Below are 11,908 nucleotides of genomic sequence, written 5' to 3' on the forward strand. Positions count from 1 at the left end.
CAAAGAGAATTATCTATTTTTGGTTTTGAATATATAGCGATCCTAAATGAGTTGTAAGATTTGGATGCTATGAGAGTACGACCTTTCGGGGCGCACTCTCATAGCCTATTTAGGGTCGCTATATTGAAGCTTTTATATTTAAGTTTTAGAAATAGTAGTGATCGCTACTATCCAAAACTAAAAGAGACATGGCGTGAGTGCCATGTCTCTTTAGTTTATTTCTAATAACATTTAAACTTTCTTCAAAGAATGTTCAAACTGGCTGCGATTTTCAAATACATCAAATAAGTTTTTCATTGATGTAGCTTCTAACAAAAATTCGATATATTCGCTGATTGAGCAGAGTGCAAACCTACAGCCGATCGCCTTTGCGCTCCTCAAAGCAAAAATTAAAGCCCCCAAACCTGAGCTATCCATCTGTTTGAGATGTTTTAAGTCAATAAGTAATACATCAGGTTTTCGATCTAAAACATGACTAGCTTGTTGACGAAAATAGTTAGTACTAGTGGCGTTAAGATGACCCGTTGGCTGCATTACTTCAATGTGCATTGCTTTTTTCTCCTTTCCCCGATTTAGAGGTACTTAAAATATCTAAATTGATTTAATAAATTATTAATTAAAATGTCTGGATAACTCTGTGTGTGGATAATTTTTAGAAAATATTAAGTTGAAAAACCACTTTTTCTATCTAAACAATCGTCTAATTTAGATAAGGCTTTTTGGCTGTGCAACTGTACTTTTCTATTTCATAGGAACATCCTACTTCCTAAATTCAATATTTATTTACCCAAAAGTTATGAAAAGGTTATTTCTAAAGTTATTAATATTGAGTGATCGCCGTCTAAAGATCTGACAATCTTTTCCAGCCCAGTATTTAGTGGTGCAGCACAAATCTCTGCACCACTAAATACTGGCTACTTATTTAGGTCACTTTTCGAGATACTGAGGTGCGATCGCGTAAATACCAACGCCAAGGGATATCTGCTCCCTGCGTAATGCCAATTCTTGTGGTCTGATCAATTGGCTCAGCAAAATTAGGCGATCGCGCCTCTAGCCATAGATCTGAATCGGGATGTAGCTTTACCCCATCAAGTTGTCGATCAATTTTCAATAGTCGGCAAAGTTTGCCAGGTCCGGCTCCTGCCCGATGCGCTTTTTCTTTAGGGTTGTGCCAACTTGGTAAGAGATCGCATTCGATCGCCCGAATTAATACCGCACTGCAAAAATCTTCGCGATCGGTCACGATATTAACGCAGTGGTACATTCCATAAATTAAATAGACATATGCAGTACAGGGTGCGCCAAAAATAGCGGCATTGCGCTGAGTTTTACGCCGATACCCATGACAAGCAGGATCGGTTGCGTCATAGGCTTCAGTTTCGACAATAATTCCCCGATATTCAAGCTCGTCAATCCTTCTTACTAAAGTGCATCCCAATAAATTTGGCGCAACTTCATAGGCAGGACGAGCAAAAAAAGATTTTTCTAGCAGCATCAAAAACTCCAAACCCAAAGAGTGTTCTGTATCTTTCTGCTATATCGGGCAATTAACCCAACTGCTGACCCCATCTAGCCAAAATTCTTTTTTCCAAATTGGAGCATCAACTTTTAAGCTGTCGATCGCATAATGACAAGCCTCAAAAGCTTCGGCACGATGTGGAGACCCTACTGCAACTAAAACGCTAATTTCGCCAATTTTAAGTTTGCCAAGGCGATGGTGAATGACAACTTCGGTGATATCTGGAAATTTTTGATGGCAGCGATCGCTAATTTCCTGAAAAACTTGTAAAGCCATCGATTCATAGGCTTGATAGTCCAGATAATCAACGGCTCTTCCCCCCGTCTGATTGCGTACCATACCGCTCATCAGCACCACTGCCCCATTACGCGCATTGTCGGCGATCGCATAGACTGCTGACACATCCAAAACCTCATGAGTTAGTCGAAAATTTTTACTCATATATTCGCCTAAACCGCGCAGAGCACGGTTTAGTTAAATTAATCTTCGTGTTCTTCAAACTGATCGACTAATTCTTTATTAGGCGGACCAAACGCCACATATATCGCATAAGCTGTTAAAACGATCACACATACGGCGATAGTCACCGCGATCGAAGTTGCGTTTTCCATGAATTGAACCAATGATTTGAGTTATTCTTAATTACAATTATACTATTTTGTAACAATCCTTTTAAGAAGACAAAGTTATGTCACAACGTACCCGCCTTGGCGATATCCTCAGACCTTTGAACGCAGAATACGGTAAGGTCTCTCGTGGCTGGGGAACTACCCCTCTCATGGCTGTATTCATGGCATTGTTTCTTGTATTTCTGGTAATTATTCTCCAGTTGTACAACTCCTCCTTGATCCTTGATGGTGTTAACCTCAACTGGGGCGGCTAGGTTCTAGCTATCCTAAGCAAAGATTAAAGGCACGCTCTGCGTGCCTTTAACGTATCAATAGTTTTCAGTTTTCGTTGTATATAAATTTTAAGGTCACTCTCCATGAATATTTTTGGTATTGGTTTGCCTGAAATGATTCTGATCATGCTAGTTGCTCTTTTGATCTTTGGCCCCAAAAAACTGCCAGAAATTGGGCGCAGTATGGGCAAAGCAATTAAAGGGTTTCAAGATGCTTCCCGTGAATTTGAATCAGAGTTTAAGCGTGAAGCTGATCGCTTAGAGCAACCGGCAACCGTTGCCGATAAACCAACTGCACAGCCAAATCCTGATGTTGCTACACCCGTCGCTGCTGCTGTTGCCACATCTTCAGAAGAACCTAAGGAAGTAACAACTGCCTCGGATGCTTGAGACTCAATCTATTTCTCTGATTGTGGGGCTGGGTAACCCTGGTACCGAATATGAGCGTACCCGCCACAATATTGGTTTTATGGTGATCGATCGCCTAGCGACATCTTGGAGTATTTCTCTTGGCAAAGAAAAGCGCTTTTATGGTCTTTTTGGCGAAGGTAGATTATCGACTCGATTAGCTAGTAGCGGCAAGATCCGGCTGCTCAAGCCAACTACCTACATGAATGTCTCAGGTCAGTCAGTACGAGCCTGTGCTGATTGGTTTAAGGGGAATCCCGCCAATATTCTGGTGATCTATGACGATATGGATCTACCCCTTGGTAAATTGCGATTGCGACCTTCAGGCTCAGCAGGTGGACACAATGGGATGAAATCCATAATTTCCCATCTTGGTACGCAAAATTTTCCTCGGCTTCGTCTTGGTATTGGGCGTGGTGGTAAAGTTGACGGTAATGATAGTGCGATCGCCTCCAAAGCTAATCAAAATGTGACGAATCATGTCTTAGGAGGATTTTCTGCTTCAGAGACTAAAATATTGCCAGAAATTCTTGATCTTGCTGAATCCACAGTGACTAGCATTTTATTCGATGGGCTAGAAAAAGCGATGAGTCTCTACAACAGTCGTAGTATTGATGTTTAAAAAATCAGATCGTCATATCTAAAGTATTGCTGATGCATTGCCGATCTTAAATTTAGAGGTTTATCGGTTGGTCTTCTCTAAATTTTTTAGGACTGCTTACAGGGTATGATAAGACGGGTTTTTAGGGAGCTTGAACACATCGCATAGTACCCAAATTACTGAGATATGCAAGTGCCATTTAATCGTAGTGAGAGGAGAACGTAATTTATGAAAGCCATGATTTTGGCTGCGGGTAAAGGTACTAGAATCCGCCCGATCACGAATATCATGCCCAAGCCCATGATTCCCATCATGCAAAAGCCTGTGATGGAGTTTTTAGTTGAACTACTAAGACAGCATGGTTTTGATCGGATCATGGTTAATGTTAGCCACTTGTCAGAAGAGATCGAAAACTATTTTCGAGATGGGCAGAAATTTGGTGTGCAGATGGCATATTCCTTTGAAGGAACTATTATTGATGGCAAACTCCAAGGTAGTGCGCTTGGTTCGGCTGGCGGTCTCAAAAAAATCCAAGATTTTTCTCCATTCTTTGACGATACCTTTGTTGTTCTTTGTGGTGATGCATTGATCGATCTTGATCTCACCTATGCCGTTAACTGGCATCGTCAAAAAAAATCACTAGCTACGATTATCACTAAGACCGTTCCTAAAGATCAGGTGTCAAGCTATGGAGTTGTGGTAACAGACTCCGATGGTCGCATTAAGCAGTTTCAGGAAAAGCCAAGTATTGAGTCGGCTCTAAGCAATACAATTAATACAGGCATCTATATCTTCGAGCCAGAAATTCTCGACTATGTGCCTTCAGGTGTGGAATTTGACCTTGGCAGCGATTTGTTCCCTAAGTTGGTATCAGCTAATCTGCCTTTCCATGCGATTTCTATGGATTTTCAATGGGTTGATATTGGTAAGGTTCCTGACTATTGGCAAGCGATCCAAGATGTCCTTTCAGACAAAATTAAAAATGTTAATATCCCTGGGCATGAAGTTAAACCTGGCATTTATACAGGTTTAAATGTCTCTGTAAATTGGGATAAGGTAGACATCCGTGGTCCTGTCTATATTGGTGGCATGACTCAAATAGAAGATGGCGCGACCATCATTGGTCCAACAATGATTGGACCTAACTGTCATGTTTGCAGTGGTGCAGTGGTTGAGCGTAGTGTGATTTTCGAGTATTCGCGCTTATCAGATGTGCGATTAGTCGATAAGTTGGTGTTTGGCCGTTATTGTGTTGACAAAACGGGTGCGACTATTGACTTGCAAGCAGCTGCCTTAGATTGGTTAATTACCGATGCTAGGCATCAACAGCAGTCTCAAACTCCTTTAGAATTTTCTAAAGCTCCTTCTTAAAACAACAGGGGAATCGCCTCGCGCTTCCCCTGTTGTTTTATCTGCCACGAACACGCATGAACTGATCAATACCTCTTGCGATCGCATCTGCCATCTGTTTTTGATAGTTAGGATTGCTAAGATTTCTTGCTTCAGTCGGGTTTGTCACAAACCCAGTCTCCACCAAAATAGCAGGCATCGAAGTTCTAGCAATTACGTAAAAGCCTGCGGCTTTGGCACTGCGATCAGTTGCACCAGTCGCTGATATGATTTGTGACTGAACGTAGCTAGCTAGCGTTCTCCCAATTGTTGAGCCGCGGGCAAAAAAGGTTTCTACCCCATTAACGCTATTGTTGCGAGAAGCCAGAGAATTCGCATGAATACTTACAAACACATCGGCATTAACTCTCTCGGCAAGAGCTACACGTGGTTCCAAATCAATTTCTACATCACTAGTACGAGTGTAATAAACCGTGTAACCCATATTTTGCAGGGCTTTTCCTAAGCTAATGCTGATATCTAGGACAACATCTTTTTCCTGTATGCCATTACCAATAGCACCTGGGTCACGCCCGCCATGCCCTGCGTCAACTAGGATTACTCCTCGGCGACGCTCACCTGTATTTAGAGGGGTTTGGGGAACAGGATTGTTACTAGGTAAAGGCGTTTGGTTATTCGGAGCAACGCTATTTAATGAAACTTGTAATTGAATTTGTTGATTATTGAGTCGTTGAGTTTCGCGTAGTTGCCAACCAGAGATCGTTTTGATCCCAATTTCTACAGAGTTTCCTACCTGCGATAACCTAATTCTTTCAATAGGACTATTTGTAGCAAGGCTAGGACGCTGTAAATTTGGCGAGATTTTGGCATTAGTAATAGTTAAGGTATAAGTGCCAGAGGTAGGATCAAAATTAGCCCGATAGCTCACTGGCTGGTTGGCTGAAATTATTAGTTGCCCAGTATTGCTAAAACTCAAGCTTTGGATCTCTGTAGGTGTAGAAGATACAGGGCTAGTAGGGGAATTGATTGGTCTAGGAAGATTCAAATTAGGATTTATGGGAGGAGCAATCGGTATCGCTTGAGCAGTTTGATTCGATGGCGTTAGTAGTAGGGTGCGAGTAGAGGCGATGTATTGACCTTGCCATGCAACTTTGCTATTGGGATCATTGCTATCGAGATCAAGAACTAGTCTGGCGATCGCAGGGTTATTCTGAAATTGCGCGACTCTAACTTGCTTAATCCCAAGTCGATTCATGGGCAAGGTTGATTGGTGCAAGGCTTGTGCCAAATTAGTATTTTGTAAATCGACAATTAAGCGCTCGGGATTATTCTCCCTCTGAATCCGAATTTGGGGGTTAGCATTAACCGTTAGCATTAAGCCATTGTTAGTTGGTCGAATGCCGTTTAGTTGAACGGTACTAGATAAGTTAGAAATATTGTTTATCGATTGTGCTTGTAACTGTCCTAAGACAGGGCTGATATAGCCAGTAGCTACAGTCATCAAAATTCCAACTGCTAGTTGTCGATATCGCAAAGTAGTTCTCCCGTGGATATAAAGATCTAAAAGTTGAGAAGATCGAACAGCTAGATTCTTGATAGATTTTTGCTCTAGGTCAATCCCCACATTATCTATCTTCGGTAAGATTTCAAGAATTGATCGATGCCTTGAGCGATCGCAACTGCCATACGTCCTTGATAGTTACTATCGACTAACCTTGATGCTTCTGATGGATTAGTAATAAATCCAGTTTCCACCAGAATTGCAGGCATTGAAGTTTTCGTAATTACATAAAATCTAGCTGACCTCACACCACGGTCATTTGCACCTGTACTAGCAATAATCTGCTGATGTACCAATTCTGCAAGATTCTTACCCAAAGACGCACTAGGCGCATGATAAGTTTCAACCCCGTTTACCTGTGATGAACTTGCATCAAGGGAGTTAACATGAACGCTGACAAATGCACTCGCTCTAGCATTCTCCGCCATCTGCACTCTTGGTTCTAGGTCGAGGTCTATATCCTCAGTACGTGTATACATCACAGAGTATCCCATTTGCTGCAATATTCTGCCTAGCTGTTTACTCATTGCTAGTACAATATCTTTTTCGTAGACTCCATTTCTGGTAGCACCTACATCTGGTCCCCCGTGCCCTGGGTCAATCACAACTAGTTGGCGACCAGAAGTGACATTGCCATAGTTTGGCTGCACCTGTGATCGCGTATTGGGGGGAATACCTGCATTCACTTGCCCAACACTTGTCAACTGTAAAGCGATCGCTTGGGGATTAGTTCTGACAGACTCACTAATTTGCCAGCCTGAGATCATTTTCACGCTAACGACTACTGCATCACCCACCTGAGTAAGGCGAATTTGTTCAATGGGGCTATTTGCCCCTAAGACTGGTCGGCGTAACTGCGATGAAATACGAGTCGCAGGAATTGTCAAACTATAAGTATTATTTGCTAAATCTAGACTGCTCCGATAGGTAATCGCTCGACTAGCATCAATTACTAGTTGACCATAGCCATTAAACGACAAACCATTAATCGTTGTTGGTAAGCTGTTATTAGATCCAGAAGAACTGGTTACTGGCAAGCTACTGGTATTTTTTTCCGTTACTGATAGCCCTACAGGGCGAAGCAATAATAAACCCCTTGTCTGATCGTAAGAACTTTGCCAATTAACAGGACTAGTGCTATCTAGATCAAAAACTAACCGAGTGATCGCAGGGTATTTTTGGAACTGAGCCACTCTAATTTGCCTCACCCCATAGCGATTTATTGGCACTACGGAGTTATGAATGTAAGGCGAAACTTCAGTTGCTTGTAAATCTAAAATAATGCGATCAGGGTTAGCTACTCGTGATGTCCGCATCTGAGGGCTGCCATTAATTTGTAAGACAAACCCATCAGCGTTAACTTGGACATTGCGTAACTGTAACTGCTGACCTGACGATGGTAGTTGTGCTTGGAGGTCATTATCCCTCAATGGCGAAACAAGAGGTACTTGAGCATTAATTGCTTGTGTACCGAAACATGTTCCAACCATTAACAGTATCAGCCATAGTGATTGTCGGTAGTATGGGTTCAAAAAATTACTCCCACTTGACTAGAGCTTGCCAATCGAAACTTTAAGACAGCAATTCTACAGGAGATAGGTAAACTTTTTCCACTGATGGAGACTTTCCTAACCACCGTCGCGATACTTGAGCAAAACGATCTGGATCGCCGCTTACAAAAAATCGAGTTTCAGCGCGATCGCTACGATTATCTAGGCATCTTAGACCCATCAAATCTAACTCTTGGCTCGCAGCCCTCACCACATAAGAAGCAGGATTTACTAAAGCCACATGAGACGGCAAAATTTGGCGTAAAACCCCCGACAAGTGTGGGTAATGAGTACAACCCAAAACTAAAGTATCAATATTTGCCTCAATCAGTGGTTGTAAATATTCCTGGGCTACTTGCAATGTATATGGATCGTTAATCCGATCAGACTCAATCAAAGGTACAAATTCAGGACAATCTACCTGAAACACATGTGCTTGGGGATCGCTTTCACAAATAGCCCTTACATAAGCTTCACTTTTGACAGTCGCGGTCGTGGCAATTACCCCAATCCTCTTGCCTTTACCCACAGCTGCTCTCGCTCCTGGCAAAATCAACCCCAAAATTGGTAAATCAAAATCCTTTCGCACTATATCTAATGCTAAAGCCGAACTGGTATTACAAGCCATGATTGCCATCTTGACCTGCTCAGACTGCATCCAGTGCAAAATTTCATATACATACTCAATGATCTCCGCAGGCGATCGCTTCCCGTAGGGCAATCTTGCTGTATCACCGAAATAAACCACAGACTCATTAGGCAATTGGCGATGAACTTCTTGTAAAACCGTAAGTCCCCCAACCCCACTATCAAAAACACCAATAGGGAACCGAGCTTCTTGCTGCAAAAACATGCACATCCTCACACTTCACATGCATCACAGTAAAGCATACTTTTCTTAACGTGAATATCAGCGTAACTAATTAACCTCAAATACAATTTCCTCAGACACTCATGCCAAAGCAAAAAATAACTACGCTATTTTTTGCTTAAAAAAACTACTGGAGTTACTTTTCAGTTCACTTAATTGAATTGACACAAGTGCCGTCACTCTTTTGTGAATTGGTACTATAGCTGCCGTCGATTGTGTTAGGACAAAAGCAAAACCCAAGAAGAGAATGGCGGCGCAAAGCGCCGCCATTCTCTTCTTGGGTTTTATGTCCTCATACACTTGGCGACAGCTATATCGATATAAAAACCAGAAAGATATGGCAACGATAGGCGTTGCCATATCTTTCTGGTTTTTATGTCTTAACGGTACTTGCGATCGCTATACTTTTTCTAGACAGCCTGCGATCTCCTATGCGAACAGCATCTGTCATAAATAGAAAAATAACAACTCAAAAACCAAATCAAGGAGTACTCAATGGACTTATCGCGCATTCCCCCTCAACCTAAAGCAGGCATCCTCAACGTCCTGATTGAAATCCCCGCAGGCAGCAAAAATAAATACGAATTCGACAAAGACCTCAATGCTTTTGCACTTGATCGCGTCCTTTACTCCTCAGTCCAATATCCCTATGACTATGGTTTTGTCCCCAACACCCTTGCTGATGATGGCGACCCTCTTGATGGCATGGTGATCATGGATCAACCCACATTTCCTGGCTGCGTTATTCCTGCACGTCCCATCGGTATGCTGATCATGATTGATGGGGGCGATCGTGACGAAAAAATCCTTTGTGTTCCTGCCAAAGATCCACGTTACGCTGATGTCAAAACCTTAGCCGACATAGCCCCCCATCGTCTTGAAGAAATTGCTGAATTTTTCCGTTCCTATAAAAATCTAGAAAAGAAAGTTACTGAAATCAGAGGCTGGGAAGGTGTAGAAGCGGTTCAAGCTCTTGTAACTAAATCAATTGAAGCGGCATTGCCTAAATCCTAAAAATTTTTTGGAGCCTAGAATCCTTCTACCATAAGGAATAGACGAGCCAAAACAAACTATTCTCAAAACAATTTCTAAAAAAGGGTTGACAAAGCGATTTAACCTTGCTAACTTAATAAAGCGCTGAAGGGAGAGACGAGCGAAAGCGAAGCGAACCCGACAAAAGAAAAGCGCTAAGAACCTAGACAACCAAATAGTTTGAAAGCTTTAGGAAACCAATAAACCTCGTCAAAAGAATAAAGACTGGATTATTGAAAGATAACCAGCTATCCGACAGGATAAGCGAAAAGCTTAAAAAAGTCAAACCCATCCGAAAGGAAAAAAGGCTTTAGAAAAGTAGGAAGGAATTCTGAAAGTATAAAGACACCATGGAGAGTTTGATCCTGGCTCAGGATGAACGCTGGCGGTATGCTTAACACATGCAAGTCGAACGAAGTCTTCGGACTTAGTGGCGGACGGGTGAGTAACGCGTAAGAATCTACCTATAGGTTCGGGACAACAGTTAGAAATGACTGCTAATACCGGATATGCCTTCGGGTGAAAGTTTTAATGCCTGTAGATGAGCTTGCGTTCGATTAGCTAGATGGTGGGGTAACGGCCTACCATGGCGACGATCGATAACTGGTCTGAGAGGATGACCAGTCACACTGGGACTGAGACACGGCCCAGACTCCTACGGGAGGCAGCAGTGGGGAATTTTCCGCAATGGGCGAAAGCCTGACGGAGCAATACCGCGTGAGGGACGAAGGCCTGTGGGTTGTAAACCTCTTTTGTTAGGGAAGATAATGACGGTACCTAACGAATAAGCATCGGCTAACTCCGTGCCAGCAGCCGCGGTAAGACGGAGGATGCAAGCGTTATCCGGAATTATTGGGCGTAAAGCGTACGTAGGCTGTTTAATAAGTCTGTTGTCAAAGCCCGAGGCTCAACCTTGGATCGGCAATGGAAACTGTTAGACTAGAGAGAGATAGGGGCAGGAGGAATTCCAGGTGTAGCGGTGAAATGCGTAGATATCTGGAAGAACACCAGTGGCGAAAGCGTCCTGCTGGATCTCAACTGACGCTGAAGTACGAAAGCTAGGGGAGCGAATGGGATTAGATACCCCAGTAGTCCTAGCCGTAAACGATGGGTACTAGGTGTTGGCCGTATCGACCCGGTCAGTGCCGTAGCTAACGCGTTAAGTACCCCGCCTGGGGAGTACGGTCGCAAGATTGAAACTCAAAGGAATTGACGGGGGCCCGCACAAGCGGTGGAGTATGTGGTTTAATTCGATGCAACGCGAAGAACCTTACCAAGGCTTGACATGTCGTGAATCCTCCTGAAAGGGAGGAGTGCCTTCGGGAGCACGAACACAGGTGGTGCATGGCTGTCGTCAGCTCGTGTCGTGAGATGTTGGGTTAAGTCCCGCAACGAGCGCAACCCTCGTTTTTAGTTGCCATCATTAAGTTGGGCACTCTAGAGAGACTGCCGGTGACAAACCGGAGGAAGGTGGGGATGACGTCAAGTCATCATGCCCCTTACGCCTTGGGCTACACACGTACTACAATGGCCGGGACAAAGAGTCGCAAGCACGCGAGTGCAAGCTAATCTCATAAACCCGGTCTTAGTTCAGATTGCAGGCTGCAACTCGCCTGCATGAAGGCGGAATCGCTAGTAATCGCAGGTCAGCATACTGCGGTGAATACGTTCCCGGGCCTTGTACACACCGCCCGTCACACCATGGAAGCTGGTCACGCCCGAAGTCGTTATCTCAACCCGCAAGGGAGGGAGGCGCCTAAGGCAGGGCTGGTGACTGGGGTGAAGTCGTAACAAGGTAGCCGTACCGGAAGGTGCGGCTGGATCACCTCCTTATAGGGAGACCTATTTACATCTAGACTGAACCAATACAGAATTAGGTCAGATGTAAGTCATCCCAAGGTCGTTCGAGATTTATTGGAAAGCTTTCAAACTAAGTCAGGTTCTAAATTTGGCTAACATAAAGGGCCATTAGCTCAGTTGGTTAGAGCGCACCCCTGATAAGGGTGAGGTCACTGGTTCGTGTCCAGTATGGCCCACTTGAGAAGCTAAAAGCTAGAGGCAAAAAAGCCAAAAGCAATAGTTAACTCTGGGGATATAGCTCAGTTGGTAGAGCGC

Annotated in this window: 13 protein-coding genes, 2 tRNA genes and 1 rRNA gene (1 of these 16 running past the window's edge); 9 read left to right on the forward strand and 7 right to left on the reverse strand. The window is 43.5% G+C overall.

The annotated features are described in order from the left end of the window. Positions 1-231 precede the first annotated feature (231 nt). The 4 genes from ABM313_RS22865 to psbN form a co-directional block, all read right to left on the reverse strand. Positions 232-549, reverse strand: coding sequence for an STAS domain-containing protein (locus ABM313_RS22865; protein ID WP_434685422.1), 318 nt, complete (start codon positions 547-549; stop codon positions 232-234). A 373-nt stretch (positions 550-922) separates the two neighbouring features. Further along, a complete protein-coding gene (locus ABM313_RS22870; RefSeq protein WP_434685423.1) occupies positions 923-1,495 on the reverse strand; it encodes a DNA-3-methyladenine glycosylase in 573 nt (190 codons plus the stop codon). 39 nt (positions 1,496-1,534) lie between these two features. Further along, positions 1,535-1,960 (reverse strand): molybdenum cofactor biosynthesis protein MoaE, encoded by a 426-nt coding sequence (locus ABM313_RS22875; RefSeq protein ID WP_434685424.1) that lies wholly within the window; start codon positions 1,958-1,960, stop codon positions 1,535-1,537. A gap of 38 nt (positions 1,961-1,998) precedes the next feature. Beyond that, a complete protein-coding gene (psbN, locus tag ABM313_RS22880) occupies positions 1,999-2,130 on the reverse strand; it encodes a photosystem II reaction center protein PsbN (RefSeq protein WP_094532123.1) in 132 nt (43 codons plus the stop codon). Between the two features lie 77 nt (positions 2,131-2,207). On the opposite strand from psbN, the gene psbH reads away from it, so the two are divergent. The 4 genes from psbH (at position 2,208) to ABM313_RS22900 (ending at position 4,800) form a co-directional block, all read left to right on the forward strand. Beyond that, positions 2,208-2,402 carry a photosystem II reaction center phosphoprotein PsbH gene (psbH, locus tag ABM313_RS22885; protein ID WP_190578700.1) on the forward strand — a complete coding sequence of 65 codons (195 nt, stop codon included), beginning with the start codon at positions 2,208-2,210 and terminating at the stop codon, positions 2,400-2,402. Positions 2,403-2,504: 102 nt separating this feature from the next. After that, positions 2,505-2,810, forward strand: a complete 306-nt coding sequence (locus tag ABM313_RS22890) for a TatA/E family twin arginine-targeting protein translocase (RefSeq protein ID WP_434685425.1) — start codon at positions 2,505-2,507, stop codon at positions 2,808-2,810. Next, positions 2,803-3,450 (forward strand): aminoacyl-tRNA hydrolase, encoded by a 648-nt coding sequence (gene pth / locus ABM313_RS22895; RefSeq protein ID WP_434685426.1) that lies wholly within the window; start codon positions 2,803-2,805, stop codon positions 3,448-3,450. The genes ABM313_RS22890 and pth overlap by 8 nt, the downstream gene beginning before the upstream one ends. A gap of 207 nt (positions 3,451-3,657) precedes the next feature. Next, positions 3,658-4,800, forward strand: coding sequence for a sugar phosphate nucleotidyltransferase (locus ABM313_RS22900; protein WP_434685427.1), 1,143 nt, complete (start codon positions 3,658-3,660; stop codon positions 4,798-4,800). A 37-nt stretch (positions 4,801-4,837) separates the two neighbouring features. On the opposite strand, the gene ABM313_RS22905 is transcribed toward ABM313_RS22900, so the two are convergent. From ABM313_RS22905 to murI, 3 genes are all read right to left on the reverse strand, one after another. After that, positions 4,838-6,403 (reverse strand): N-acetylmuramoyl-L-alanine amidase, encoded by a 1,566-nt coding sequence (locus ABM313_RS22905; RefSeq protein WP_434685428.1) that lies wholly within the window; start codon positions 6,401-6,403, stop codon positions 4,838-4,840. A 5-nt stretch (positions 6,404-6,408) separates the two neighbouring features. Then, complete coding sequence (locus ABM313_RS22910) at positions 6,409-7,830, reverse strand: N-acetylmuramoyl-L-alanine amidase (protein ID WP_434685429.1); 1,422 nt, start codon at positions 7,828-7,830, stop codon at positions 6,409-6,411. An 82-nt stretch (positions 7,831-7,912) separates the two neighbouring features. Further along, the gene (gene murI / locus ABM313_RS22915; protein WP_434685430.1) at positions 7,913-8,743 is read right to left on the reverse strand and encodes a glutamate racemase; all 831 of its coding nucleotides are present in this window, start codon (positions 8,741-8,743) and stop codon (positions 7,913-7,915) included. A 265-nt stretch (positions 8,744-9,008) separates the two neighbouring features. Between murI and ABM313_RS22920 the strand changes: the two genes are divergently transcribed. From ABM313_RS22920 to ABM313_RS22940, 5 genes are all read left to right on the forward strand, one after another. Next, positions 9,009-9,218 carry a hypothetical protein gene (locus tag ABM313_RS22920; protein ID WP_434685431.1) on the forward strand — a complete coding sequence of 70 codons (210 nt, stop codon included), beginning with the start codon at positions 9,009-9,011 and terminating at the stop codon, positions 9,216-9,218. 38 nt (positions 9,219-9,256) lie between these two features. Next, positions 9,257-9,775: an inorganic diphosphatase gene (locus ABM313_RS22925; RefSeq protein WP_009627583.1), complete on the forward strand. Its 519-nt coding sequence runs from the start codon at positions 9,257-9,259 to the stop codon at positions 9,773-9,775. 365 nt (positions 9,776-10,140) lie between these two features. After that, positions 10,141-11,626 (forward strand): 16S ribosomal RNA (locus ABM313_RS22930). A 129-nt stretch (positions 11,627-11,755) separates the two neighbouring features. After that, a tRNA-Ile gene (locus ABM313_RS22935) sits at positions 11,756-11,829 on the forward strand. 52 nt (positions 11,830-11,881) lie between these two features. Continuing rightward, positions 11,882-11,908 (forward strand) — tRNA-Ala (locus tag ABM313_RS22940); it runs 49 nt beyond the window's last position.

It is taken from the genome of Pseudanabaena minima str. Chao 2107 (genome assembly GCF_051131155.1).
GTDB classification, from domain to species: Bacteria; Cyanobacteriota; Cyanobacteriia; order Pseudanabaenales; family Pseudanabaenaceae; genus Pseudanabaena; species Pseudanabaena minima.